We start from the raw sequence: 24,993 nt of genomic DNA on the forward strand, positions 1-24,993 counted from the left end.
GGATACCGCGTACAGGCCGCAATAAACCGCTTCCATTAAAAACATAAATAAAAATTATCATACCTTCTACTGACCCTGCTCTTTCAAATTAAAAGGCGTAGTGGATTTTAAAACTGTGTATTAACTTTATATTATGCCTGATTTTTTAACATATTTCTCTGTTAAACCCCATTAACTCTTTTTCTAATGAGATTCTAATTGGGCTTCTGGGAAATCTACATTTTATTGCAGAACACTTTTTTTTATTGTAGTATGGCAAGTGATAAGATTTCAATCGGAAAATCCTTTATTCGGTTTTATAATATCGTGAGGTTAGACAAGAAGGACGTGTCTGTTATTTACATGCTGGCCATCCTGGCCGGTTTACTCCAGCTTTCTGTTCCCCTGGGTGTGCAAACCATTATCAGTTTTGTGATGGCAGGCTCCTTTTCAACGTCTATCGCAGTACTCATCATCATGGTTTTACTGGGGGTATTCTTTAATGGTCTGTTACAGGTAAGGCAATTACAGGTAATAGAAAAAATGCAGCAGAAGATCTTTGTCCGTTATTCTTTTGAGTTCAGCGACAGGTTACCCAAGCTGAATATTGAAAAAATGGATCAATACTATTTGCCCGAACTGGTAAATCGCTTTTTTGATACAGTATCGTTACAAAAGGGATTGGAGAAGCTATTGCTCGATTTACCTGCTGCCGTCATTCAGGTGTTATTCGGCGTCGCGCTTTTATCGTTCTACCATCCTGTGTTCATTGCATTTGGCGCTTTGCTGCTGCTGATCGTTATTCTCATATTAAGGCTTACTTCACCACAGGGATTGGCTTCAGCCTTAAAAGCAAGCGACTACAAGTATAATGTTGCTGCCTGGATGGAAGAAACAGCACGTGTTGTGCGTACACTCAAGTATTCGAAGAATACGTCCATGCACATTGAAAAGACGGATAAACTGGTAAGCGGTTATCTCGATTCACGCACAAAATACTTCCGCGTATTGCTAACACAATTCTGGAGCCTTATCAGCTTTAAGGTAGTTATCACAGCAGCGATGCTGCTGGTTGGCGCAGTACTGTTGGTAAACCAGCAGATCAACATTGGTCAGTTTATTGCTGCCGACATTGTGATCCTTGCAATTATAACCTCTGTGGAAAAGATCATATTAAGCCTGGATAAGGTTTACGATGCATTGGTTTCTGTAGAAAAACTGGACAAGGTTACCAATGCCGAGATCGAAGAGGGAGGTAATGTGATAATGGAGAATATCGACAAAGGCGTTGCTGTTTCATTCCATGAAACCAGCTTTACTTATCCTAACGGTAACGCAGGAGTAAGCGATATTAAACTGAATGTACCTGCAGGCAGTATCGTTCATATTGCAGGAAATTCAGGAGCCGGTAAGTCTACACTGCTGCGGTTACTTACAGGTAACTTTAAAAAATTCAGTGGAAGCGTGCTGATCGACAACATTCCTATAGGAAATTACCGGCTCGACAGTCTGAGAAGGCAAACCGGTGTGCTGCTTAGCAGCCAGGATATATTCCAGGGTACCTTACTCGAAAATATCACATTGGGCAGTACAGAAGTAAGCATGGAGCAGATCACAGATCTGGCAGCAAAAACAGGCCTCGATCAGTATGTACGTTCCAATAAAGAAGGCTATGATACGGTCCTGGATCCTACGGGCAACCGCTTAACCAATCATGTACGCCAGAACATCCTGCTGGTAAGGGCATTACTGGGCAAACATCGCTTGCTGCTCCTCGAAGAGCCTTTTGAGCATCTCGACAGCCACTGCCGCAGCAACATGATAGACCTGATAAAGGCCGATAAAAATGCTACAGTATTCATTGCATCACAGGACGAAACATTGTCGCAATACTGTAACATAGTAGTACATCTTGATAAAGGAATGATTCAAAACAACCCTGTGTAACTATGACTAATTTTTTAGAAGCGAATATAGAAGCAGAAGAACAAAGCAGCAAATGGGGCGCTTTCAGTAAAGTTTACAGGATCCGCCATAGAAATAATGTCCGTAAATGGCTGATAGGCGTTCTGGTTGTTTTAATAATTGTTATGTTCCTGCCCTGGACACAGAATATCAGGGCTAAAGGAACCGTCACCACATTAAGACAGGAACAACGCCCACAGGAAGTAAATACCATTATTGCAGGTCGCGTTGTAAAGTGGAATGTAAAAGAAGGCGATTTCGTAAAGGAAGGAGATACTATTCTGCAACTCGGCGAGGTAAAGGTCGACTATTTTGATCCGGAGCTGTTGCAACGTACGCAACAACAGATTGTAGCCAAGCAGCAGAGTATAGAAGGTTACAAAGGAAAAGCCAATACAGCCGAAACGCAGGCAAAAGCGCTGGCAATGGCAAGAGACTTGAAGCTGCAGTCTTTGGACAACAAATTATTACAGCAACAACTGAAGGTTACCAGTGACAGCACCGATTTAATTGCAGTGGATAATGAGTTAAGTGTGTATAAACGCCAGATAGCAGCGGCACAGCTGATGCTCGATAGCGGCTCCATATCACTGGTCGATTTTGAAAAGCGTAAAGTGGGCTATCAGAACGGGCTGGCCAAAAGGGTAAGCTCTGAAAATAAATTGATGCAAAGCCGCCAGGAATTGATAGCGCTGCGAATAGAAAAGAACAGTACCGTACAGGAATATACCGACAAAATTTCAAAGGCAGAAGGAGATAGGTTTTCATCATTATCAAGCGTAGCAAGTACCGAAGCTGATGTAGCTAAGCTCCAGAACGTATATGCCAGCTACGATATCCGTAACCAACTGTATTACATAAAAGCCCCCCAGAGCGGCCAGATCACGAAAGCGCGTAAAGCGGGTCTCGGTGAAATGGTAAAGGAAGGTGAGATGGTTGTAGAAATAGTTCCCAACCACGTACAATATGCGGTTGAAATGTTCGTAGAACCCATGGACCTTCCGTTGATAGATCTGGGACAGAAAGTCCGGTTTGTATTTGACGGTTTCCCTGCTATTGTATTCAGCGGCTGGCCATCGAGCAGTTATGGTACCTTTGGCGGCAAAGTTGCCGCTGTAGAAACTTCGGTAAGTTATAACGGCAAGTTCAGGGTGCTGGTGACAGAAGATCCGGATGAAAAGAAATGGCCTGAATTATTACGTATGGGTGGCGGCGCCAGTGGTATCGCATTGCTGAAAGATGTTCCTATTTATTATGAGCTATGGCGTAACATCAATGGATTCCCACCCGAATTTTACAAACCTTCCACAGAGAAAGGCTATGCGGCTAAAAAGGAGAAATAGGATGAAGTGTATGAGCAAGCAGTATTCAGTTTTAATCCTTCTTATTTGTTCCATCATGTATGCTGGTGCTGTAAAAGCGCAACAGCCTGAAGTGTTAACGCCTGAACAGTTTATAGAATGGATCAGACAATATCACCCTGTGGCACGCCAGGCAGGTCTGCAGGTAGAAAAGGCTGAAGCTGAATTACTGAGCGCAAAAGGTGGTTTCGATCCTACAGCCGGCCTTAACGCCAGCCGTAAGACGTTTGATGGCAAGAACTATTATTATTATACCAATCCTGAATTGAAGATCCCTACGCCAATAGGCATTGATGTAAAAACAGGTATCGAAAATAATGGTGGCGACTATATTACATCGGAAGTAACGAAAGGGAAGACCAGCTACCTGGGGCTCGAAGTTCCGCTGATGAAAGGACTACTGATGGACAAGCGCAGGGCAGTATTACGCCAGGCTAAAATATATCGCGACCAGAGTGAACAGGAACGCCGCAGTATGTTGAACGACCTGTTGTTCGATGCCTATACAAGTTACTGGCAGTGGGCCGGAGCCTACCAGTTGTATAGCATTTACAACCGTTATATTTCCATCGGATACAAGCGCCTTCAGCTGCTGCGCAACGCATATGCCAATGGCGACAAAGCTATGATGGACACGGTTGAAGCCTATACCCAGATCCAGAGTTATGAAATGCAGCAGGCCGATGCCCTCCTGAAGCTTAACAACGCAGCATTGGAGCTTTCCAATTTCCTATGGTTTGGCAACGATAGCGCTGTACTGTTACCCAGTCACTATAGACCCGATACCCTGCAATTTGCTATTAATAAGGAAGTAGGGCAGGTAGAAAATATTCTCAGCCAGGCGGTATTACAGCATCCCGACCTGAGAAGTTATGAGTTCAAGCTCGACGCACTTGAAGTGGAACGCAGGCTTAAATTTCAAAGTCTGCTGCCTTACCTTACGGTAAAAGCCAACCTGTTAAACAGGGATTATTATGCCCTGAAAGGTCTTAATGGCGCTTTGCTGGAGAATAATTATAAATGGGGTATAGACTTCAAACTTCCGCTGTTCTTAAGGGAAGGCCGCGGCGACTACCGGAAGGCACAGCTGAAGATCAAGGAAACAAATCTCCAGTTTGAGAACAAACGCTGGCAGGTAACAAACAAGGTGCGCTCTTATTTCAATGAATACGCGATACTACAACAGCAGTTGCGAACAACGAACAGTATGTATAACAACTACAGTGCGTTACTGCGTAACGAGGAGCTGAAGTTTTCGCAGGGTGAAAGCAGCCTGTTCATGATCAACAGCCGCGAAAGCAAGCTGATAGAACTCCTGCAAAAGCAAACGGAGCTGCGGATCAAGTACCTGAAAGCTTCTTATGCAGTATCATGGGCTGCAGGCCTGCTGCAGTAATGCCCCGGGCTCTTTGCCACTACCAGCTATACCCTGGATATGATACAACAGTTATTTTACAAATAATAATGTTGGTTTCGTGCGCAGATTAGGGAATGTTGCTAAATTAGAGCATGCCAAGAATTTCGTTCCTGGTCATCTGCCAGGTTATCTTATGTTGTATAGAATCGTATCTGGTTTCCAAGATCTCCTTTATCGGTAAAGCCGGTATCGCACTGTTTTATAAAGAATACCGGTTCCTGCGATCAGGATGGAAGACATTCCTGTTCTTCTTTACATTACAAATGATAGTGATACTGGTGCTGTATCTTGTTAAAAAGAAGTTCCCTGCGAGGATAGCGAACTATACGGCAACAGCCCTGCTGGCAATATCGATAGCCGGTTTATGGGCTACTTTCCATGATTTCCAGCATACCTTCTCGCACCGTTTGTTGAAGGAGCAGTTTCATCTGGCTTTTTATTTGTTCTGGCTGGCATGGGCCGGCAGTTGTATATTCTTCCTGGTAAGTAAACCGGCAGCCGCAACTTTAGCACCAGTGGCGGAAGGAGAAAGCCGGGATCTGCCCGATAACTAAACCGGTAGTTTTATTGGTGCCTTGTCAATAAAGCCTTGCTTAGTTCATAAGCGTATTGTCCATAAGATGGCGGGCAATATCTTTCAGGTGAGCGGGAACATATAATTCAACATCCCCGAAGTTGAGATAGCTGCTGTCGCGTTTGTTTAACAGTACTACCCTTATGCGGTTTTCTTCCAGCATTCCCTTGATAATACTGGCTTTGGTAAAATCAGATGTACGGAACAAAAGAAACCAGGCTTGTGTCATGGATTTACATTAACATCGTTATACTGTTGTTCAGCCGTTTTACGTATTGCTAAAATACGATTACTTTCTTTCCGGAAAGAATAGAATAAGCCAATAACGGCAACCAAACCTATTAACCCTACATACAAGGGGAAACTGTCGTTCATACTTTGATTGTTGAGCTTGCCGGCACGGCTGAGCGCATACAATTGGGTTAGTGAAAAAGCATTATTAAAAAAATGCGCCCATATGCTTAACCAGATATTACGGCTGTCATAAAAAAGATACCCCAAAGCCATACCCAGGAAAATGCGTGGCAGGAATGCATAAAAAGACTGATGTACAGCACTGAAAATAATGCTGGTTATAAGTATGCCCACAAACGGATTTCTTGTCCAGCCAATAAGCACCTGTTGCAGGCAGCCTCTGAAAAAGAGTTCTTCTGTAAGTGCAGGCAACAAGGCTAAAATAACAAGGGAAAGCAGGAATTGCGGTAGGGTTTTCATACCTGCAACAGTGATGATTAGTTCTGCATAAGCGTCTTCCATCGCCTTGAATTTTGCGGCCCAGCCGTTGGGAAGAGGAATGATCTCATTAAGATAGGAAAGGGTTCCCCCCACCAGCAGGCAGGCACATACGATCATCACAACAAGAAATACCTGTTTGCCACTGGCATAGCGGGAAAAGCCGAGGTAAGTAAAAGGACGCTTCCAGGTAACACTGGCAAATAACAACGCAGGTAAGGCCAGGGTAAGTAAACTTCCCGCGGCCTGCATCACTTTAGACACATCAGCATTTTGAGGCTGTTTCAGCGCAGCTGCTATTCCCTCCATGGGAACATTCAGGAACCAGGCTATCAGTGGGAACAGGAGTATGTAGGATAAAACAATACCAAAACCAAAAGCTGCCAGTAAAAAGCCAAACTGAGCGGAATAATTGATAGTGCCGGTTCTTGAATACATGCTTTGCCTTATAAGGTGTAAATTTGCAAATTTATGGTACGTATCGGACAAATTGAGTTAGGGGACTTTCCCCTGTTACTGGCGCCAATGGAGGATGTTAGTGATCCGCCATTCCGGGCAGTGTGCAAAGATAATGGCGCTGATCTGATGTACACAGAGTTCATCAGCAGCGAAGGGCTTATTCGTGACGCCATTAAAAGCAGGCAGAAATTAGACATTTTTGAATACGAACGCCCCGTGGGCATCCAGATCTTCGGCGGCGACGAAGAAGCTATGGCTTTGAGTGCCAGGATTGTAGACGCAACCAATCCTGACCTGGTAGATATAAACTTTGGTTGTCCCGTTAAAAAAGTGGTAAGTAAAGGAGCCGGGGCAGGTGTATTAAAGGATATAGACCTGATGGTGCGCCTTACCGCGGCAGTAGTACGGTCAACCAGCAAACCGGTGACGGTAAAAACCCGCCTCGGTTGGGATGAGAGCAGTTTAAACATTGAAGAGGTTGCAGAAAGGTTACAGGATACAGGCATTAAAGCGCTTTCCATCCATGGCCGAACAAGAGCGCAGATGTATAAAGGCCATGCCGACTGGTCGCTTATTGCCAAAGTGAAAAATAACCCGCGCATACAAATACCCATATTTGGCAACGGAGATATTGACAGTGCGGAGAAAGCTGTTGCCTATAAGAACCGGTATGGCGTAGATGGCATTATGATAGGCCGTGCAGCAATAGGTTACCCCTGGATCTTCAACGAGATCAAACATTTTATTGCAACCGGCGAGCATGCTGCCGCTCCTACTATTCAACAAAGAACAGAAGTAATACGCAAGCATTTGCTTAAATCAGTTGAATGGAAGGGAGAAGTGGTCGGCATTCTTGAAATGCGCCGGCATTATACCAACTACCTGAAAGGATTTCCCCATATCAAAGAATTCCGTAACCAGCTGGTGAATCTGAAAACCGTAGAGGAAATTGAAGCGGTGCTGGCAGAGATTGCTATTCGTTACAACGGTTTCATACCGGAGAAAAGAACCATAGCATCCTTTCCCGAAGGAGATGGATGCGCTTGCTAAAACCGCAGTAACTGCACTATTTGTACGTCTGCTTTTTAGCAAACGTACAAATGCCTTCATATTATTATAGTTCTGCTTATGCTATTGCTGCGTTTTGAGCAGCAGGATATACTTTACCATTTGCTCAGCATCGGCCTGGGTTACAACGGGATGCGGTGTCATGGGAACCTGCCCCCAGATGCCCTGGCTGCCTTTCACTATCCTGGTAGCGAGCGTAGTCACATTTTCAGGCGTACTTTCATACTTGTCGGCAATCTTGTTATAAGACGGCCCTATCAGCGTTGCCTTAATGCTATGGCAGCTAAGACAGTCGCTTCCGGCTACCAGTTTAACACCTTTCTGATAGTCGGGATTAGTGCTAAGATCTACTGCCGGTTTTGTTTCTTTTTTTTCAGACGCCGGAGACTTTGCTTCTTCTGACGAGCCGCAGGCTGCGGTAAGCGCAGCGAGGGCGGTAACAATGAGATATCTTTTCAAGGCTGAATATTTTAGCGATGCTAAATTAATGCTGTTCCTGTTGCAAAACGTGGCTACTTTTATGATAGATGTCATGATAGATAATAGAAATCTGCTATTTAACGAATAAAAAACACGTACGCGTAAATAAGCTTCAACCACTATGATCACAAAGGGAGAGATAGAGTTATACTTTACAGCACAAAAGCAGGCCGGCTGGTGGTTTGCAGCTATAGGGCTGATAGCTGTCGCTGCTGCGATCGTTTGCTGGCAATATCAGCGGAATCCATTTGGCAAAGGGCTGGCGGCTCCCCTGATCTTGTTTGGTTTAATGCAATGCGCTGCCGGACTCCGTGTATACAATGAGAGCGACGCTTTGCGGATCAGCAATGTATATGCAGTAGATATGAATCCTCAGCAACTAAAAACAACGGAATTGCCACGTATGAAAAACATACAAAAGCGATTTGCTGTTTACCGCTGGATACAGGCGATAATGCTTATGGCCGGAATGCTATTGTTATTCTTCCTCCGTCGTACACCAGGTTCGTTCTGGTATGGCTTCGGCATTACCTGGTGCGTACAGGTTGTAGTGATTGCTGTCGTTTATTATTTTGCAGCGCAAAGAGCCGCCCATTATATCGGAAAATTGATGATAGATGGTCAATAGTAGAGAAGAGGTTACAATTTATTATTCTTGTTTATGATGTACGACGACGAATATTTCATGCAGCATGCCTTACGTGAAGCTTCTTATGCATTTGAAGCAGAAGAGGTGCCCATAGGGGCAATAGTAGTAATCGATAACAAGATCATTGCACGGGGACACAACCAGGTAGAGCGGCTGAATGATCCTACTGCACATGCCGAGATCATCGCCCTGACTTCGGCCTTCAACTATATAGGAGCCAAATACTTACCTGACGCGTGCTTATATGTTACAGTTGAGCCCTGCCTCATGTGCTGCGGCGCTATGTACTGGAGCAAGATAGGACGTATTGTATATGGCGCCGCTGATGAAAAGAACGGGTATAAACATATTACCGGCGAGAAATGGCCTTTTCATCCAAAAACACAGCTCACAGGCGGGGTATTGGAAGAAGAAGCAGTATCGCTGATGCGCGCCTTTTTCAAAGCAAGAAGACGATAGCTGGCGGAGAGATAGCGGCAGAAATTCCGCATTTCGTACTCCAGGCTGGTGCGTATAAGTTAATTTGCATTCTTATTTATCTGGCAATAAATTTGTTGCAACTAATCTTCGTTCTTCAAAAATTAAAAAACGATCACTTATGGCTTTCACATTACCCGCGCTTCCTTATGCGCATGAAGCTCTGGAACCTCATATCGATACCACTACCATGCAAATACACCATGGCAAACATCATCAGGCTTATGTCGACAATCTGAATAAAGCAATTGCAGGCACTGAGCATGAAAGTAAGAGCCTTGAAGAACTGGTAAAAAATGCCGGTTCAATTTCACCTGCTGTACGTAACAACGGCGGTGGTCACTGGAACCACACTTTCTTCTGGGAAAGCCTGGCTCCTAATGCAGGTGGTAAACCCAGCGGTGCCTTAGCTGATGCTATCGATGCAGCCTTTGGCTCTTTCGACGCGTTCAAAGAAAAGTTCAATGCTGCAGGTACTACCCGCTTCGGCAGTGGCTGGGCATGGTTACTGGTAAAAGACGGCAAACTGGAAGTCTCTTCCACACCTAACCAGGACAATCCTTTAATGGATGTTGCAGAAGTAAAAGGTACGCCTGTTCTGGGTGTTGACGTTTGGGAACACGCTTATTACCTGAAATATCAGAACCGTCGTCCCGAATACCTGGCCGCATTCTGGAATGTAATCAACTGGAATAAAGTCGCCGAACGTTTTGAAGCAGCCAAATAAAAAAATTGGCTTAATATTCAAATAGGTTTTAATTTGTGAGCCTGGCAGTGGAATGCCAGGCTCTTTAATTTCAATCTTAATACTTAACAAATAACGATTCAAGATGAAAAAAACATTGTTCGGTCTCTTGCCACTGGCACTGCTTGCTGCCTGTGGAGGTGGAGCGGAAAAGAAAGTACTGGTAATGGTCAAGGGCTCTGTTTCTGTGGCAAAGACGGATAACACCATCACCGTTAAGGAAGGCACAGGCTATTCGGAAGAGGAAATAGAATTAAAAGGAAATAAGCCCACCACACTCACAGCAAAAACTTCTGACGGCAAATCAACTACCATCGATGTACCGGCTGAACCAGGTTACTACATCCTGAGTTTGCGTTCCGATACAGTTGTTGGCAGCTTCCAGCAGTCTGGTACAGAAAGTGCCGGCGGACAGGTGATATCTCAGGAAAGCCTGAAACAAAAGATAGACAGCCTTGATCAACTGACAAAAGGCGCCAATGTATCTGCTGCTAACCATAATTACCTGGTAGCTCCCAATCAGTTAGTTAAAGTAACCGATAATGCCGGAGCCCGTATTTTCGGACCTTTCCGTCGTATTCCTGCCGCCGGCGTTGAACCGCCAGCTAACGGCAAGCCACTGGAGATCTATAAGTTCTCTACCAATAACGAGGTGAGGGAAACAATTGAAAAACTGAAAAAAATGACTCAATAGAAAAACGGGAAGCAATGCTTCCTTTTTTTTATCGCAAATGACGGATAGCGCTATAGCGGGAGAATGAATTTAATTAAGTGGTACAGCAAAAAGCAGACAGCTTCAGGGAACAGGATCGTAACCGCTTCCCCCGCCCGGACGGCAACGGGAAATACGACGGATAGAAAGCGCCATCCCCTTAACAATACCATGCTTTTTCAGCGCCTCGGCTGCATATTGTGAACAGGTAGGAGTAAAACGGCATTTAGGCCCCAAAGCCGGGGAGATCACATATTGATAAATACGGATCAGGAAAAGGAACGGGTAAACAAGAATACGACTAATAGATTTCAGCAATACTTTCATTGGACTTTACTTTTAGCTTTGCAATTGCTTTCCATCCTCACCTTTATCTGATTGTGCATTGGGGCTTTCATCCTTAGGTCCGGTATTCAGTTCTTTTATGAGACGCTTCATTATCAGGGGCATTTTTTGGTGCAGCTGCTCCTGGGTAGGTAAAGTTTTGTCGATATACAGCATAAAAACAGACAACTGCCGGCCTTGGTCTACCAGATACTGCTCCAGCACAGGCTTTTGAAGCCTGTAAGCCTCGCGCAACAAGCGTTTGATACGGTTGCGGTGAACAGCTCTTTTGAAATGCCGGGAACCGGCGCCAACGCCGGTCTGAAGAGGTGCAGCCATCTGGATCTCAGGACCTGGCTGAAAGAAAAACACTTTTACAGGAAACACCAGGAAAGAACGCCCTTCTTTAAAAACAGCATCCATGAGCTTCCTGCTCTTCAGCTTGTCGTTTCTGCGATATGTATAACGTTGTTGAATATTTGACCTTTTTTATTTACTGCAATGTAAAAAAGCCCCACCTGCAAAGATGGAGCTTTAATTATCAGTTTTAGACACCTTTTGCGGCCACCGTTATAAACGGCTCCGGTGGGTGCTTATTTTAATTTTCTTTCGTCGGAAACTGTCAGTTTCTTACGACCTTTCGCGCGACGGCTCGCTAATACTTTGCGACCGTTAGCTGTTTCCATACGCTTACGAAAACCGTGAACAGTTTTACGACGACGTGTATGTGGTTGAAATGTACGTTTCATGCAATAATTTTTTACTAACCCAAAAATGTAATATCAACACTCCGGCGACAGTCACCATACTGCCACCCGGTGAAAGGACGGCAAAGGTAAGGCAATTATTTTATATTAATCGTATTTTTTCACTTTTGTGTACCATAAATCACGATAAATAATCGTGAAATTGAGGATCGACACATTTTGCTTGATCAGGTTACGGTTGGTAGTACCCAGAATACCATATTCGCCGCTAAGTTGGTAGAAAAGATTGCCTTTATTGTTGGCAAGTCCTACGCCGAAGGTACCCCCGTAGCTCTTAAGGTGCTCAGAATACATTTGCAGGTAGGAGTTGCCCATGTAGGCGCCAGCCTGAACAAAAAATCTTTCGATGGGTGAATTACGAAGCCTGTGAGAAAATTCGAAACCCATTGCGAACCTGTCGCTGTTCTGCAGCTTGTAGCTAAGCCCTGTATGGTTCAGTTCTCCCCAGTTTTGACGTTGATAATCAGCCGCTATTGTAAACTTCTGGTTATAGTTCAGCGAAAGGCCACCGCCATAGGCAAGGGGCAGATCGAAAGGAGCTGTTGTTTTCATCCGGTCGGTCACAATTGCAGACGTACCCGCTGTAACGCTTACATATTGTTCTGTATTCAGAGACGATTTGTTGGTAAGTATACCACCCAGTCCCAACCTCCATTTATCAGACAGTTTAGCTGCGTATTGCGCACCGAATTTAACCTGTCCGCCGTTCATATAGTTGTCGACCTTGGTTGTAATGGTAGAACCGTTGATGTTGGCGGTACTTACGGTTTCTTCGCGGGTCAGCGATCCAAAGAGGAATGATGCTTCAAGTCCCACTGAGAAATTCCTGTTAAGCCTGAAACCATTGGCCCAGTAAGCTTTTCTCAAACCTCCTGAACCTTTGTTATAGCTGTCCATAGCCTCACCACCACTGCCTTCGATATCTTTAATGGCATAAAAGGAATAGCTGCTGTTGCTATAAGGCAGGAGACCAACACTTGATCCCCACCATGGTTTTACTTTTATAGCGAGGGCAAGTTTGCCCATTTGCATATCGGTAGAAACTTCTGTATTGGCATCAAGCGTATTACCCCTGTAACTGGTAGCTTTAAAACGCCCGCTTATTTCCATAGAGAAAAAGTGGTCGTCGAGCTTGCCGTAAGAAGCCGGGTTCGCATGGAACATTGATCTGCCGCTATAAAGACTTATACCAGCGCCTCCCATACCAGTAGACCTGTCGAAGGAGCTGTTCTCTATATCACCTATACCAAGAATGGAGTAGGGAGAGTTGTTGTTCTGTGCAGATGCTGCAGCAGCCTTTATTAACAGTACGCTCAATAATATTTTAGATACGTATTTCATTTACAGTAGTCTCATTATTTGTTTACAGCCAGATAATAGATCGTGAGCACCATGCGGGCATCAGTGTTATTGGCATTTCCAACAACAAGCCTGTCGAAGCTGGTAGTATTGGCAGGCGGCGACATAAGTAACCCATTTCCATTGTCTATGGTCGTGAGATTTATCTGTTGCAACAGATAACTCGTAACATCGTAGGTGTAGGCCGTTGATTTAGGATTGCGGTCGTCGACTACCAGGTTACCTGTTTGCACTTGCATACTGCTTCCGCTTGAGGAGGTAAGATCGGAACCAATCAGGTTATTTATATTCGTTGTCGAAAGCCTTATAGATGCAGGCAGCTTCTTGTAGGTATTTTCATACGAGCCGATTAACGGGCGTATGACCAGGTGAGCCGACAAAATACTCGTGAAGTCAGGCGCATTAAGGATGGATGCTTTTGCAGTGGGAAACTGAATTTTCACCATAGAGCCTGTGATATATTGCATAAAGGCCCTGTTACCAAGGTCTTCAGAAGAAATCACCTGTTTGTTTTTGCCAAAGCCGGCATTCCCCAGCGGTGTTCCGGTGCGGTCTATATCTATATGATTGAAATGATGCGCGTTATTAGCGAGGGTGAAGGTAACATAACTATGTATTGATTCACGACCGGGTGTGGTATAGTAGAGCCTCATATCCACACTATCTTTCAGGTTCAGGATAACGTTATCATTCGCACCTGCCGATATATAAACTCCCTTCAGCACTTCATTAATAAATGCGGTACTGTTTTGTATGTTCTGGCTGTTCGTTTTTAATAAGTTGAACAAATTGGCACCAAACTGATCATTAAGACGTACTACAATGGTATCGGTAATAGAAGGTTGCACCCGAACAGCTGTACGCGTATTTCCAATATTAAGGAAACCGCTTTTCTTCGTGAACGAAGTAGTATTGAACAAAGTGCTGTACGTAGTGGATCCGGGCCTTACAGGTACGATCTCTTCATTAAGCTCCTGTACACCTATATGCAGATCGGTAAGTGTATCGCCATAATAAGCTCTTGTGGATGCAGGTTTTATCACCAGGATGATAGAATCGTATTCAGCATTCACGTCGTAGGTAGTTCCTGTTGGCGGTGCAAATTCAAAATAGCTGGAAGCTACAGATCTTCCAAAATAGGGATCGGTATGTGCGCCCAGCAACATTGTTCCTGTTGCAGCAGTAGAGAACGAGTCGGCATATACAGTAGAAACCACGGGAGTGATGGTATCAACCTTTACCACCCTGGAGCTTTCATTAGGGACATATTGTCCGCCAAAATCAATATCCACTTTTTTACACGACGAAGCCGCGAATAATACGCCAACAGCCAGTAATGTTGAGAGAACGGGAACATATTGCCTTTTTTTCTGCATATGATTGCACCTTTTTAGAAAGGGTTGGCAATAATAACTATTGCGCATGTTAGTGAATTGTTAGAATATATTAAAATGCCGTTAACCTCCGACAAATAGGGCACAATATTAGGATTTTCGGCTCAAATACGTCTTTTTCGGGCTGCATGATACAGAATATTGCCGTTAATACATTGATAAAGTTGCAAAATGGCGGCGGCTTCGCCATTAATTTTATGCGCAATGCGAGAAAAATTTCTACGAAGCATAAGACAGATGCCTTACTGGCGGATTATTTTCCAGGTTATTATCTGGTGTATCGTATTCCTGCTGCCGCTGCTGTCGTACAATATAAGAGTACTTGATCCCGCCTTTTATGTAAAGGAATGCATTAATAATACCTTCCTGGTAGGCCTGTTTTATTTTCACATGAACTTCCTGATTCCGCGTTTTTTTGTGAAAGGGCGGATCACAACTTATATATTGCTGGCGTTGCTGGGGCTGCTAACGATTATTACCGAGCAGCATACTGTAGAATTATATACGTTCAGGCGTATACCTGAAAGTGGCTTCCGGCCTGTTATCATGCCGCCACACAGGTTACAATCGAAAGAGGAAGCACGCCGGTTTGCGGAACGCTACAGTCGCATGCAGCGCAGGGAAGGCATGCCGCCCGGGCGTTTTAACCATCCACCACCACCCGGGGAACGAGAGGGTCCCAGATTTGTCATTGCCGGGTTACCGGGATTTATCTTTTCCATGACGTTGCGGAAAGCCCTGTTTTCGGCCCTGTTAATACTGCTGGCCAGCGGGTTCATTAAAATAGCGCTTGAATGGTTTAAAGCAGAAAAGCGGCGTGAAGAATTAGAAAAGGAGAAGTTGAATGCAGAACTGGGCTTTTTAAAATCGCAGGTAAATCCCCATTTCCTTTTTAACTCCCTGAATAGCATTTATGCGCTGGCACGCAGAAAAGCCGATGAAACGCAGGAAGCAATATTACAGTTGTCGCAGATGATGCGGTATATGATCTATGAGTCGAATACCAACACGGTGGCGCTGGAAAAGGAGCTCGATTACCTGCAGAATTATATCGATCTCAAAAAGTTGCGGCTACCCGCTACGGTAAACATTAACTACACGATAGAAGGATCTCCCTCCGGACATGCAATAGAGCCTATGTTACTGATCCCGTTTGTAGAAAACGCTTTTAAACACGGCATCAGTTACAGCCAGAACTGCTATGTGGAAATAAAAATCACGGTGATGCAGCAAAAACTAATACTGGCGGTATCTAACAAAATATTTCACCAGCACCATGCGGAAGTAGGCGGTATAGGGCTGGAGAATGTAAAAAAGCGGCTTGCATTACTTTATCCTCAGCCAATGCACAGCTTATACATTACGGAGGAGAATAATATTTATAGTGTATCACTAACTATTCAGTTAAAAGAAGGCTTGTATGATTAAGTGTATTATTATCGACGATGAGCCGCTTGCGGTCGAGATCCTGCAGGATTTTATAGATAAAGTGCCATTCCTGCAACTAAAGGCTTCCTTCACCAATGCACTGGAAGCTTTGCAGTATGTAGAGAATGAGGAAGTAGACCTCATGTTCCTCGATATCAGAATGCCTGATATATCGGGAATAGATTTCCTGCGCAGCCTGAACAAGCGTCCTGCCGTTATATTTACAACCGCTTACCAGGAATATGCGCTTGAAGGCTATCACTTGAATATACTCGACTACCTGTTAAAACCCATACCGTTTAACCGCTTTCTTCAGGCTGTAAATAAAGCCCATACCTATCTTGCAGCACTGAAGGGTAAACCTGCCCAGGAGTTCATTTTCATTAAAACGGAATATAAAATAGTAAAGGTGGACCTGGAAGATATATTGTATATAGAAGGACTGAAAGACTACTCCAAGATATACCTGAAAGATAATCCCAAGCCTATTTATACCCTGCAGAATCTGAAATCGTTTGAAGCAAAGTTCTCGCCGGAACGGTTTGCGCGCATTCACCGCTCGTACATAGTGTCGGTAAGTAAGATCAATGTAATTTGTAAAAACCGGGTGGTGATCGGGCAAACAGACATTCCTGTCAGCATAGGTTTTAAGAATAATTTACAGGAAATTATACATCAAAACTCGTAGTGCTAAACAAAAAAGCCTTTATTTTGGCCCCATTATACTTGTGAAAGTGTGTTTAATCGCAAAATTTCAAAACTAGATATGATTCGTATGAAGAATTCATTGCTTATTGCAGGTTCTGCCTGTGTGGTGCTTGCGTTGAGCTCTTGCAGTAAAAGCTCTTCCAACCCTGATTCTGAAGAAGGCAACTGGGTGAAAAGAGGACAATTTGACGGCGCTGCAAGAACTGCTGCCGTATCATTTGTTATCAATGAGACTGCCTATGTTGGTACTGGTTACAATGTCAATGCCAAAGACGCTGCAGGCCTTGTAGAAAAAGGGTTCATGAAAGATTTCTGGAAATTCAATATACCTACCGACGGAAGCGGTAACTATTACTGGACACAGGTAGCTACCTTCCCGGGTGTACACCGTTCAGACGCCGTTGGATTCAACATCGGTAACAAAGGTTTCGTTGGAACCGGCGTATCCTCAAATAAAACGACCCTGCTCCGCGATTTCTGGGAATTTGATGGACAGACCTGGACACAACGTGCCGACTATCCCAACACAGCCCGTAAAAACGCAGTTGGATTTGGTTTGAACGGAAAAGGTTATATCACCACCGGTTTAGACGAAAACGGCGCTTACCAGAAAGACCTCGCCATGTATGATACCACTACCAAAACATGGACTAACAATCTTCCTACTTTAGGAGGCGACAAACGTTCCGGCGCTATTGCCCTTGTTCATGGTAATAAAGCTTATATCTTGGGAGGTTCCGCCGGCGGCTCCGTATCTACCGATATGTTTGAGTTTGACGGTACAAAATGGACTGAAAAAGAAAAGGTCTACAATGCGAAAGACGATTCATTTGATGATGATTACGGCAGCGCAGGATCAAGCACTGGTATCGCGCGTACTTTCGGCGTAGGTTTCGTGATCGGTGATTATGGTTATGTTACTACAGGATCTGTAGGTGCTTATAACTCACAAACATGGCGCTACGACTTTGCTTTAGACAGGTGGGTCATCCGTACAGCTTACGAACGTACAGCACGTTCTTCCGGTGTAGGCTTTGCAGTTAAAGGAAGAGGCTTTATTGGCTTAGGAGAAAGCGGTTCCAGCTACCTCGATAACTTTGATGAATTCCTTCCGAATGAAACTTATAGCTCTACCGACTAGTAATATAAAACTGTTACTGATATGTGTGTTACTGGCAGGAACTATGTTTTCCTGCCAGCAGCACACACAAGCTGAGCAGCAGGAGAAAAAATCGGCTCCAAGTCCTGAGGACAAATTACCGATAGATGTAAAATTTGTTGAGCTGAAGAATGGTGCTGGCTGGGAATATGATATTTATGTAGACCATAAGCTTTATATTAAGCAGGACCGTATTCCTGCAATTTCCGGGATTCACGGATTTGCAACGAAGGCAGATGCTGAAAAAACGGCTCACCTGGTAATACAGAAAATAAAAGAAGGCCAGATTCCCGCACTCAGCGAACAAGAGTTAAAAGACTTACAGATACAACTGCCAACCCAGCAGTAGTATTTACGAATCATATTTTAAAAGCCTCCGTTTCCGGAGGCTTTTCTATTTCAGGTTAATTGTAAGGCTATTGCAGGTCTACGTGTAAAGAGGCGATAGCATGACCGCCATAGAACTTGCGGGCTGCCTTGTTAAAGTCTTCAGGCGCATCTGTCGTATAGAAGCTGCTGTTCCCTCCTTTGCTCAACCGGGTTTCCATCTCCGGGTGCCTTTGCAGGTAGTTTTCAAGACTATCTGCCACAATAGCTCCCTGGCTCACCACATTCACATTCGCAGGCAGAAACTGCTTTATCTTGTCCTGCAGCAGCGGGTAATGTGTGCAGGCAAGTAGCACTGTATCGATATCAGGCTGCTTTTCCAGCAGCTGATGTACGTTCTTACGAATGAAATAATCCGCACCTTCATTCTCATATTCATTGTTTTCGACAAGAGGCACCCATATTGGACATGCCTGCTGCGATACCTGGATCTCCGGGAAGAACTTTTCTATTTCAAGAAGATAAGACTGCGACTGTACCGTGCCATTGGTGGCAAGAATGCCCACCTTGTTCGACCTGGTGTAATTGCCAATTACTTCGGATGTAGGCCTGATAACACCCAGCACCCTGTTATCAGGAGCTATTACGGGCAGATCTTTCTGCTGGATAGAACGCAGCGCTTTGGCGGAAGCCGTGTTACAGGCCAGTATCACAAGCGGGCATCCCTGCGCAAAAAGCCATTGAACGCTTTGCAGTGTATACTGATAAACCGTTTCAAAAGACCGCGACCCATAAGGCGCCCGGCCATTATCGCCCAGGTACAGATAATCATATCCGGGCAGTTTGGCTACTATTTCACGTAGCACTGTTAGTCCGCCATATCCTGAATCAAAAACCCCTATCGGATGTGTAACCGGTTCCATATGTATTCATTTCATAAGTACCTGAAACAAAGAATGGTCAATGGCATTTACTCCACTGACCATTCTTTTATAAAAAGTTATAACGCTTGCTATTACTTACCAGCTGGTTTTACACCTTGCGCAGGTTTAGGAGCGAGCTCTTCTTCCATACCACCACCCAGTTCACGAGGTAAAGGAATTTTCATTTCCTTGGCTACCAGTTCAAAGATATTGTCAACGGTAGTTCCTGCTTCGAAAGTGTTTGGCTTCAGGATCAGTGTATATTTCTTGGTATCAAGTACTTTTTTATACGCTGCCACTACTTTTTCGTAAAGCGGTTGTGCCAGAACGGCCCTTTTCTGATCAGATTTATTCTGAGCAATTTGCTGCCAGTAAACCAGGTTCATAGCTACGCTTTGCATTTGCTGGCGCTGCATATCGAGAACAGATTTAGATTTTCCAGCTGCTGAGTCTTTTTTATAAATGCTGTCGAGACGCTGATATTCCGACTGGTAGTCGCGGTATTCAGCACCCAGTGTATCTTGCTCGTACTGGCGTACCAAGCTGTCAACGCGGCGGTATTCAGGCATCACCTGCATCATGATCTCAATATCAAACACACCAATTTTAATACCCTGCTGCGCCTGAGCCTTTGCGTTGTCAGAAGATGCTAACAACATGCCTGTAACAGCCAGCAGAGAAAATAACACCTTTTTCATCTATTTCTTTTTGTTTTAATAAATAGAACAACCTGCTTGCTTTATTTACAGGGTTGTTGCACTGTTAATTGTATAAAGGTTAAAATATAAACTAGTTCTTGACGCCCAGATCTCTTAGGATATCATCACTCTTATCGAGTTTGGGGTCGGCAAATATAACGGTAATTCCTTCACTTTTATCGAGAATAAAATCATATCCGCGGGCCACTGCAAGTTTCTGAACGGCATTGTAAACTTTATCCTGCAGAGGCTTTACGAGCTTTTGGCGTTCCTTGAACAGATCTCCTTCATAACCAAAGCGTTTACGTTGCAGATCACGCACTTCCTTCTCACGGTTGTACAGCTCATCTTCCCTTTTTTTCTGCAATTCGGGACTTAACATCACTTTCTCAGCCTCATAATCTTTATATAATTTTTCCAGGGCTGCCTGCTTTGCATCAATTTCCTTCTGCCACAGATCGCTTGTTTGCTGTAATTTCTGCTCAGCCTGTTTGTATTCAGGGATCTTATTCAGGATGTACTTGGTATCAATGATCGCATAGCGCTGCGAGTAGCCGGTGTAACCTAACACCAGCAAACAGATCAATAACACGATTTTGTTCATAGAAAGCATTTTAAACGTAAAATACTGCTTATTCAGGTTCAAAGCCCAGCATAAATGTAAACCTTGAAGCATTTTTCAGGCCATTACCCGGTGTAATCCTATCCAAACCTATACCATAGTCAAATCCAAGCAAACCGAACATTGGCAGGAAGAAACGCATACCTACGCCCACAGAGCGACGTAAACGGAAAGGATTATAATCTTTGAAGGAGTACCAGCCGTTGGCTGCTTCAAAGAAGGTAACACCATAGATGGTACTGCTTGGGTTAAGGCTAAACGGATAGCGCAGTTCCATCACATATTTATTAAACATGGTGAAGTACTGGGAAGCACCTTGCTGGTCGGGGTTAACCGAAGGATCGGAAGTTTCGTAAACAGGGTAACCACGTTGTGAAATGATATCATAACCCAACAGGGCGAATGTATTACTCAAGCCTGCATCACCCACCTGGAAGCGTTCGAACGGAGAGATCTTAAGACGGTTGTTATACCTTCCTATGAAGCCCATTTTCGCGGCTGCCTTCAACACGAACATTTTGTTCCTGTCTTCGCCATGCGGCTTGCTGATAGGCACAAACCATTCGCCGGAGAAACGCCATTTATGATATTCCACCCACTTATACGGGTTTGTTTCATTAACGATATTCTTGTCAAACAGCGAATAAGGAGGCGTCACCTGTAAGCTGGCCAGGAAGTTGGAACCCTGTGTAGGGAAATACGGGTTAGGACCTGCCGAACTACGCTGCAATGCTATTTTCAGGTTCAGGTTGTTTGAAGCGCCATCGTCGAAAATGGTACCGTCTCTCAATACAAGGTTACGGTCGATAGCATAGTTCCTTAATTTATAACGGGCATAACTTAAGGTAAAGCCAAGAGAGAAATAGTCATCGGGCCATTTCAATTGTTTAGCCAGGCCAACGGAAACACCTGTTGTTTTAAAATAGGAAGTATCGGCAGCAGATTTTTTATAAGTACCTGTATAGGGATCGTAAGCATTTGCAAACTTGGTATCGAACAAGCTTACTGTTAACGCATTCCGTTTTTTACCGCCAAGCCATGGCTCAGTGAACGAGATATTATAAGAGCGGTAGGCCCGTCCGTTACTCTGTACCCTGAGACTGAGTTTTTGTCCGTCGCCGGTAGGTAAAGGATCCCAGGCTTTACGGCTGAAGATATTCTTCGCCGAGAAGTTGTTGAACGATACACCCAGGGTACCGGTTAAGCCAATACCACCGCCAAAGCCGGCACTCAACTCCAACTGGTCGCTCGATTTTTCTTCGAGTGTATAATTAATATCCACCGTACCATCGTCGGGGTTGGGTACAGGGTTGATGCCAATTTTCTCAGCATTAAAATATCCGAGTGCACCAATCTCACGTTGTGAACGGATCAGCGCCTCACGGCTGAACCTGTCGCCGGGGACCGTACGTAATTCCCTGCGGACCACATATTCCTTGGTTTTATCGTTCCCGCTGATGCGAACGTTCTTGATCGTAGCCTGCGGGCCTTCGATGATACGGATCTCGAAATCGATCGTATCATTATATACCGCTGTTTCAACCGGATCGGTACGGAAGAACAGATAACCATCGTCCATATAAAGGCCACTGATATCGCCGCCTTCGGGAGAAATGGTTTTACCGAGTTTCTTATTCAGGATCTCGGCATTATAAGTATCACCTTTCTGGATACCGAGGATAAGGGTAAGAACAGAGTCGGAGAATTTGGTATTACCTCTCCAGGTAATGTTACCGAAGTAATATTTATGTCCTTCGTTTACTTTAATATGGATATTGAGGTTCCCCTTACTGTTGGGGAAGGTGGTATAGTCTTCGATAACGGCATCGCGGTTACCGATAGAGTTATAGTATTCCAGCAGGGAGAGTTTATCTTCATCAAATTTCTTTTCATTGAATTTTGCTGAAGTAAAGAGTTTGATACGCAGATAAGGATCCAGCACCTTCTTGGTTCTGGAGTAGGTAAGGAAACCTTTATCGCGGAGGTAGTCCTGGAAGGTATATTTTTTAGGATCGCCGAAACCGCCGGTTTCATTGGCAGGGAACAAGGTCATACGTGACATTTCCTTGGTTCCTTTCATCTGCTTTTTCAGTTTGGCTTCATCTACCGTATTACCAAAGAAGCTGATCTGGTTTACCTTCACCTTATTACCCTTGGTAACATGGATAGTAAGCAGTTCATAGTTTTCCGCCGATTCATCTTTTATTTCTTCGATATTGACTTTAACGTTACGGAATCCTTTTTCATAGTAGTAACGTTGGATTGCGTCGATAGCGGTGATCTTCATGTTTTCGGTGATCACGTGACCTATTACCAGGTTTGTTTTCGACTTAAGATCGTCTACTTCACCTTTACGGATCCCTTTAAATATAAACCTCGACAAGCGCGGGCGCTCGGTGATATCAATTTCAACATCTATATTCCTGCCTTCTACGCGTGTAATATAGATAGCGATGTCGCTGAAATAATTTTGAGCCCAGAGTTTAGTAAGCGATTTGGAGAAGGCGTCGCCACCGGGGATGGTAACTTCGTCGCCAACATTGATGCCTGCAATGGAGAGAAAAAGTGCCTCGTCGAAGAACTTGTTGCCTACGACTTTCACAGAAGCCACCTTATATTTTTTAGGGGTTTTCTGATTAAACAGGTTCATCAGATCTGCATCAATGGAAGTAATTCCTGAGTCGGAAGGGTTTTTTCCGGGAACCTGTGCTATGGCCAAATGGCTGCAAAAGCAGACTGAGATTGCCAGAAGAAGAGATTTACACACTGTACGCATCCAATATTGCTGTTTGTTTAAGCCCCCAGAGAATAAGATATATTCTTTCCGCAGTTGGCTTTGGGATAAGTGGCGGCAAATTAACGGGAATTATTAAAAGTCTTTGTTAAATCGGCCGTCCTTTTTTTGTAAATATGTTAATGAATTGTAGGGTTCTGTTGCAACTGTTCGCTCGTTTTACCGAATCGTCTTTCACGTCCCTGGTAGTCGATAATGGCGGCATACAGGTTGGGTTTCCTGAAATCCGGCCAGCAGGTATCGGTAAAGTAGAGTTCGGAATAAGCAAGTTGATACAACAGAAAGTTACTGATCCTATATTCGCCGCTGGTTCTTATCATGAGTTCGGGATCAGGGATATCTTTGGTAGCGAGGTATTGCGTGAGCACCTCGTGGGTTATTGATTCGGGATCAAGCTTACCGTCCTTTGCGTCGCGCGCTATTTGCTGTGCCGCGTGAACAAGCTCCCAGCGGCTGCTATAGCTCAGTGCCATTACCAGGTTAAGGCCGGTATTGGCACTGGTTTCGTCAAGGGCCTCCTGCAATTCGGACTGGGCATAAGCCGGTAGCATCGATTTGTCTCCTATAGCACGTAGCCTGATGTTATTTTTATTTAAAGTGGGAACTTCTTTACGGATAGTATCAACCAGCAGCTCCATTAACCCGGTAACCTCGTATTCCGGGCGGTCCCAGTTTTCGGTACTGAAAGCATAAAGGGTCAGGAAACCAATTCCAAGCTCTGCGCATCCTTCCACAATATCGCGTACGCTTTCTACGCCATTGAAATGGCCGAACAAGCGGTCTTGTCCTTTTTCTTTCGCCCAGCGACCATTACCATCCATAATGATGGCAATATGCCTTGGTAACCGGTTTTTATCGATCCGGCTCAGATCATTCGATTCCTGCATAATACAACGTTGTACAATCGCGGGCAAAATTACTTACTGGACGGCATGCTTGCCATTAAAAGTTTGTAACCGCGGGCGTAAAAATAGCGTTTATTAGCTAATGTGACGCCTGAAATAAGGGATTTGCCTACGGTTTGGGGCACCGGTAGGAGGAGAGGTTAAAAGAGATGCCCACGAGCACCATTGCATAACCGTCGTTCTGCGAGCTGTTGCCCCGCTGCCGGCCTTTAATACCAATGGGAGTTGTGCCTGTTTCATAGCTCCTGTCCTGTAAAAGGTAGGCTACTGAAGCAGGATCAAATGCATCCGGGGCATAGGTGAGGCTCACGTCGTCGAGATAGTCGGTATTGGTAAAACGGTAACCCACTTCACCGAAAATATTCACTTTGGGAGAGATTGCGTATTTCATACCTACGGCCAGGGGAATACACAGGGCGGTAGAACCGTACGGGGTGCGCCCGGGATAAAGGGAACTTCCCTGCCCTTCGGTGCCGAGGCCGCGAAGACGGTATTTTTCTCCACCCAGGTAAGCATATGGATCGTAGGAGAACAATCCTACCCCCAGTGACACATAGGGCGTAAAATTATATCCTTCAACACCGGGATAGAACTTGAAGAAATTGAACTCTCCGCTTATCGCCAGTTCCCATACATTGGTATTGAAGCTAAGGTTACGGCGTTGCTGTGTTTCGTTTTTAGAATAAGTATCTGAATAACCCAGCGCTGCATAGTTTGCACTGAGCTTAAGAGAGATATAGTTGTTCATTTGCTTGCGGAAGAAGATACCTCCTGCAATTTTAGGCCGGTTCAGCGCTGCACGGGTGTTGAGATCGCCAAAGTAATGGCCTGCGCCAACCGCAATACCCAGTTCACCTTGCTGTACATAACTGTCCATCCATTGCGCGTTAGTTCTGGCACCTACAATGAAGAATGTAAGGAGGAATAAAGTTCTTTGTAGCATACGGTTGCAAAATAAGGAATGTTG

Annotated in this window: 27 protein-coding genes; 13 read left to right on the forward strand and 14 right to left on the reverse strand. The window is 44.6% G+C overall.

What is annotated here, in order from left to right:
• The first annotated feature begins 327 nt into the window (after positions 1–327).
• The 4 genes from ESB13_RS22090 to ESB13_RS22105 all read left to right on the forward strand — a co-directional run bounded on the left by ESB13_RS22090 (position 328) and on the right by ESB13_RS22105 (position 5,276).
• Positions 328–1,926: a peptidase domain-containing ABC transporter gene (locus tag ESB13_RS22090; protein ID WP_164974312.1), complete on the forward strand. Its 1,599-nt coding sequence runs from the start codon at positions 328–330 to the stop codon at positions 1,924–1,926.
• Between the two features lie 2 nt (positions 1,927–1,928).
• A complete protein-coding gene (locus ESB13_RS22095) occupies positions 1,929–3,287 on the forward strand; it encodes an HlyD family secretion protein (protein WP_129005948.1) in 1,359 nt (452 codons plus the stop codon).
• Positions 3,288–3,297: 10 nt separating this feature from the next.
• Positions 3,298–4,701, forward strand: a complete 1,404-nt coding sequence (locus ESB13_RS22100) for a TolC family protein (RefSeq protein ID WP_164974313.1) — start codon at positions 3,298–3,300, stop codon at positions 4,699–4,701.
• A 113-nt stretch (positions 4,702–4,814) separates the two neighbouring features.
• Entirely contained in the window at positions 4,815–5,276 is a 462-nt protein-coding gene (locus tag ESB13_RS22105) for a cytochrome d ubiquinol oxidase subunit II (RefSeq protein ID WP_129005952.1), read from the forward strand.
• A gap of 39 nt (positions 5,277–5,315) precedes the next feature.
• On the opposite strand, the gene ESB13_RS22110 is transcribed toward ESB13_RS22105, so the two are convergent.
• Positions 5,316–5,525, reverse strand: a complete 210-nt coding sequence (locus ESB13_RS22110) for a putative signal transducing protein (RefSeq protein WP_129005954.1) — start codon at positions 5,523–5,525, stop codon at positions 5,316–5,318.
• Positions 5,522–6,466, reverse strand: coding sequence for a CPBP family intramembrane glutamic endopeptidase (locus ESB13_RS22115; protein ID WP_129005956.1), 945 nt, complete (start codon positions 6,464–6,466; stop codon positions 5,522–5,524). Before ESB13_RS22115 ends, ESB13_RS22110 begins: the two co-directional genes overlap by 4 nt.
• A gap of 33 nt (positions 6,467–6,499) precedes the next feature.
• On the opposite strand from ESB13_RS22115, the gene dusB reads away from it, so the two are divergent.
• Positions 6,500–7,537 (forward strand): tRNA dihydrouridine synthase DusB, encoded by a 1,038-nt coding sequence (gene dusB, locus ESB13_RS22120; protein WP_129005958.1) that lies wholly within the window; start codon positions 6,500–6,502, stop codon positions 7,535–7,537.
• An 81-nt stretch (positions 7,538–7,618) separates the two neighbouring features.
• Here dusB and ESB13_RS22125 read toward each other — a convergent pair whose 3' ends face one another.
• Complete coding sequence (locus ESB13_RS22125) at positions 7,619–8,014, reverse strand: c-type cytochrome (protein WP_164974314.1); 396 nt, start codon at positions 8,012–8,014, stop codon at positions 7,619–7,621.
• Between the two features lie 142 nt (positions 8,015–8,156).
• Between ESB13_RS22125 and ESB13_RS22130 the strand changes: the two genes are divergently transcribed.
• The 4 genes from ESB13_RS22130 to ESB13_RS22145 all read left to right on the forward strand — a co-directional run bounded on the left by ESB13_RS22130 (position 8,157) and on the right by ESB13_RS22145 (position 10,600).
• Positions 8,157–8,663 (forward strand): hypothetical protein, encoded by a 507-nt coding sequence (locus ESB13_RS22130; protein WP_129005962.1) that lies wholly within the window; start codon positions 8,157–8,159, stop codon positions 8,661–8,663.
• Positions 8,664–8,696: 33 nt separating this feature from the next.
• Positions 8,697–9,143, forward strand: coding sequence for a nucleoside deaminase (locus tag ESB13_RS22135; RefSeq protein ID WP_220399747.1), 447 nt, complete (start codon positions 8,697–8,699; stop codon positions 9,141–9,143).
• Positions 9,144–9,282: 139 nt separating this feature from the next.
• Complete coding sequence (locus ESB13_RS22140; protein WP_129005964.1) at positions 9,283–9,888, forward strand: superoxide dismutase; 606 nt, start codon at positions 9,283–9,285, stop codon at positions 9,886–9,888.
• A gap of 103 nt (positions 9,889–9,991) precedes the next feature.
• Entirely contained in the window at positions 9,992–10,600 is a 609-nt protein-coding gene (locus ESB13_RS22145; protein ID WP_129005966.1) for a hypothetical protein, read from the forward strand.
• A gap of 102 nt (positions 10,601–10,702) precedes the next feature.
• On the opposite strand, the gene yidD is transcribed toward ESB13_RS22145, so the two are convergent.
• The 5 genes from yidD to ESB13_RS22170 all read right to left on the reverse strand — a co-directional run bounded on the left by yidD (position 10,703) and on the right by ESB13_RS22170 (position 14,444).
• A complete protein-coding gene (gene yidD, locus ESB13_RS22150; protein WP_129005968.1) occupies positions 10,703–10,945 on the reverse strand; it encodes a membrane protein insertion efficiency factor YidD in 243 nt (80 codons plus the stop codon).
• Positions 10,946–10,957: 12 nt separating this feature from the next.
• Complete coding sequence (locus ESB13_RS22155; protein ID WP_281275065.1) at positions 10,958–11,419, reverse strand: ribonuclease P protein component; 462 nt, start codon at positions 11,417–11,419, stop codon at positions 10,958–10,960.
• 116 nt (positions 11,420–11,535) lie between these two features.
• A complete protein-coding gene (gene rpmH / locus ESB13_RS22160; protein WP_129005972.1) occupies positions 11,536–11,691 on the reverse strand; it encodes a 50S ribosomal protein L34 in 156 nt (51 codons plus the stop codon).
• Positions 11,692–11,796: 105 nt separating this feature from the next.
• Positions 11,797–13,050, reverse strand: coding sequence for a hypothetical protein (locus ESB13_RS22165; protein ID WP_129005974.1), 1,254 nt, complete (start codon positions 13,048–13,050; stop codon positions 11,797–11,799).
• 14 nt (positions 13,051–13,064) lie between these two features.
• The gene (locus ESB13_RS22170) at positions 13,065–14,444 is read right to left on the reverse strand and encodes a DUF4270 family protein (protein ID WP_164974315.1); all 1,380 of its coding nucleotides are present in this window, start codon (positions 14,442–14,444) and stop codon (positions 13,065–13,067) included.
• A gap of 222 nt (positions 14,445–14,666) precedes the next feature.
• On the opposite strand from ESB13_RS22170, the gene ESB13_RS22175 reads away from it, so the two are divergent.
• The 4 genes from ESB13_RS22175 to ESB13_RS22190 all read left to right on the forward strand — a co-directional run bounded on the left by ESB13_RS22175 (position 14,667) and on the right by ESB13_RS22190 (position 18,106).
• Entirely contained in the window at positions 14,667–15,890 is a 1,224-nt protein-coding gene (locus ESB13_RS22175; protein ID WP_164974316.1) for a sensor histidine kinase, read from the forward strand.
• Complete coding sequence (locus ESB13_RS22180) at positions 15,883–16,578, forward strand: LytR/AlgR family response regulator transcription factor (protein ID WP_129005979.1); 696 nt, start codon at positions 15,883–15,885, stop codon at positions 16,576–16,578. The genes ESB13_RS22175 and ESB13_RS22180 overlap by 8 nt, the downstream gene beginning before the upstream one ends.
• A gap of 87 nt (positions 16,579–16,665) precedes the next feature.
• On the forward strand, positions 16,666–17,739 hold the full coding sequence (locus tag ESB13_RS22185; RefSeq protein ID WP_129005981.1) for a Kelch repeat-containing protein: 1,074 nt from the start codon (positions 16,666–16,668) through the stop codon (positions 17,737–17,739).
• The gene (locus ESB13_RS22190; RefSeq protein WP_164974317.1) at positions 17,714–18,106 is read left to right on the forward strand and encodes a DUF4907 domain-containing protein; all 393 of its coding nucleotides are present in this window, start codon (positions 17,714–17,716) and stop codon (positions 18,104–18,106) included. Before ESB13_RS22185 ends, ESB13_RS22190 begins: the two co-directional genes overlap by 26 nt.
• A 67-nt stretch (positions 18,107–18,173) precedes the next feature.
• On the opposite strand, the gene murI is transcribed toward ESB13_RS22190, so the two are convergent.
• The 6 genes from murI to porG all read right to left on the reverse strand — a co-directional run bounded on the left by murI (position 18,174) and on the right by porG (position 24,969).
• Complete coding sequence (gene murI / locus ESB13_RS22195) at positions 18,174–19,007, reverse strand: glutamate racemase (protein ID WP_129005985.1); 834 nt, start codon at positions 19,005–19,007, stop codon at positions 18,174–18,176.
• A 92-nt stretch (positions 19,008–19,099) separates the two neighbouring features.
• Positions 19,100–19,705, reverse strand: a complete 606-nt coding sequence (locus ESB13_RS22200) for an OmpH family outer membrane protein (protein WP_129005987.1) — start codon at positions 19,703–19,705, stop codon at positions 19,100–19,102.
• Positions 19,706–19,796: 91 nt separating this feature from the next.
• Positions 19,797–20,309 carry an OmpH family outer membrane protein gene (locus ESB13_RS22205; protein WP_129005989.1) on the reverse strand — a complete coding sequence of 171 codons (513 nt, stop codon included), beginning with the start codon at positions 20,307–20,309 and terminating at the stop codon, positions 19,797–19,799.
• Positions 20,310–20,337: 28 nt separating this feature from the next.
• Positions 20,338–23,046, reverse strand: a complete 2,709-nt coding sequence (locus ESB13_RS22210; RefSeq protein WP_246022658.1) for a BamA/OMP85 family outer membrane protein — start codon at positions 23,044–23,046, stop codon at positions 20,338–20,340.
• A 194-nt stretch (positions 23,047–23,240) separates the two neighbouring features.
• Complete coding sequence (locus ESB13_RS22215) at positions 23,241–24,008, reverse strand: isoprenyl transferase (RefSeq protein WP_129005993.1); 768 nt, start codon at positions 24,006–24,008, stop codon at positions 23,241–23,243.
• Between the two features lie 127 nt (positions 24,009–24,135).
• The gene (gene porG, locus ESB13_RS22220; RefSeq protein ID WP_129005995.1) at positions 24,136–24,969 is read right to left on the reverse strand and encodes a type IX secretion system protein PorG; all 834 of its coding nucleotides are present in this window, start codon (positions 24,967–24,969) and stop codon (positions 24,136–24,138) included.
• Between the last annotated feature and the right edge of the window lie 24 nt (positions 24,970–24,993).

The sequence above is a fragment of the Filimonas effusa genome, from assembly GCF_004118675.1.
GTDB lineage: Bacteria > Bacteroidota > Bacteroidia > Chitinophagales > Chitinophagaceae > Filimonas > Filimonas effusa.

Excerpts from the sequence above, each read along its gene's own strand:
- ESB13_RS22205 (WP_129005989.1), bottom strand. The coding sequence starts at position 20,309 with ATGAACAAAATCGTGTTATTGATCTGTTTGCTGGTGTTAGGTTACACC.
- murI (WP_129005985.1), bottom strand. The coding sequence starts at position 19,007 with ATGGAACCGGTTACACATCCGATAGGGGTTTTTGATTCAGGATATGGC.
- ESB13_RS22135 (WP_220399747.1), top strand. The coding sequence starts at position 8,697 with ATGATGTACGACGACGAATATTTCATGCAGCATGCCTTACGTGAAGCT.
- ESB13_RS22110 (WP_129005954.1), bottom strand. The coding sequence starts at position 5,525 with ATGACACAAGCCTGGTTTCTTTTGTTCCGTACATCTGATTTTACCAAA.
- ESB13_RS22140 (WP_129005964.1), top strand. The coding sequence starts at position 9,283 with ATGGCTTTCACATTACCCGCGCTTCCTTATGCGCATGAAGCTCTGGAA.
- ESB13_RS22175 (WP_164974316.1), top strand. The coding sequence starts at position 14,667 with ATGCGAGAAAAATTTCTACGAAGCATAAGACAGATGCCTTACTGGCGG.
- ESB13_RS22105 (WP_129005952.1), top strand. The coding sequence starts at position 4,815 with ATGCCAAGAATTTCGTTCCTGGTCATCTGCCAGGTTATCTTATGTTGT.
- ESB13_RS22145 (WP_129005966.1), top strand. The coding sequence starts at position 9,992 with ATGAAAAAAACATTGTTCGGTCTCTTGCCACTGGCACTGCTTGCTGCC.
- ESB13_RS22170 (WP_164974315.1), bottom strand. The coding sequence starts at position 14,444 with ATGCAGAAAAAAAGGCAATATGTTCCCGTTCTCTCAACATTACTGGCT.
- dusB (WP_129005958.1), top strand. The coding sequence starts at position 6,500 with ATGGTACGTATCGGACAAATTGAGTTAGGGGACTTTCCCCTGTTACTG.
- porG (WP_129005995.1), bottom strand. The coding sequence starts at position 24,969 with ATGCTACAAAGAACTTTATTCCTCCTTACATTCTTCATTGTAGGTGCC.
- ESB13_RS22095 (WP_129005948.1), top strand. The coding sequence starts at position 1,929 with ATGACTAATTTTTTAGAAGCGAATATAGAAGCAGAAGAACAAAGCAGC.
- ESB13_RS22100 (WP_164974313.1), top strand. The coding sequence starts at position 3,298 with ATGAGCAAGCAGTATTCAGTTTTAATCCTTCTTATTTGTTCCATCATG.
- ESB13_RS22215 (WP_129005993.1), bottom strand. The coding sequence starts at position 24,008 with ATGCAGGAATCGAATGATCTGAGCCGGATCGATAAAAACCGGTTACCA.
- ESB13_RS22200 (WP_129005987.1), bottom strand. The coding sequence starts at position 19,705 with ATGAAAAAGGTGTTATTTTCTCTGCTGGCTGTTACAGGCATGTTGTTA.
- rpmH (WP_129005972.1), bottom strand. The coding sequence starts at position 11,691 with ATGAAACGTACATTTCAACCACATACACGTCGTCGTAAAACTGTTCAC.
- yidD (WP_129005968.1), bottom strand. The coding sequence starts at position 10,945 with ATGAAAGTATTGCTGAAATCTATTAGTCGTATTCTTGTTTACCCGTTC.
- ESB13_RS22115 (WP_129005956.1), bottom strand. The coding sequence starts at position 6,466 with ATGTATTCAAGAACCGGCACTATCAATTATTCCGCTCAGTTTGGCTTT.
- ESB13_RS22180 (WP_129005979.1), top strand. The coding sequence starts at position 15,883 with ATGATTAAGTGTATTATTATCGACGATGAGCCGCTTGCGGTCGAGATC.
- ESB13_RS22165 (WP_129005974.1), bottom strand. The coding sequence starts at position 13,050 with ATGAAATACGTATCTAAAATATTATTGAGCGTACTGTTAATAAAGGCT.
- ESB13_RS22185 (WP_129005981.1), top strand. The coding sequence starts at position 16,666 with ATGAAGAATTCATTGCTTATTGCAGGTTCTGCCTGTGTGGTGCTTGCG.
- ESB13_RS22130 (WP_129005962.1), top strand. The coding sequence starts at position 8,157 with ATGATCACAAAGGGAGAGATAGAGTTATACTTTACAGCACAAAAGCAG.
- ESB13_RS22190 (WP_164974317.1), top strand. The coding sequence starts at position 17,714 with ATGAAACTTATAGCTCTACCGACTAGTAATATAAAACTGTTACTGATA.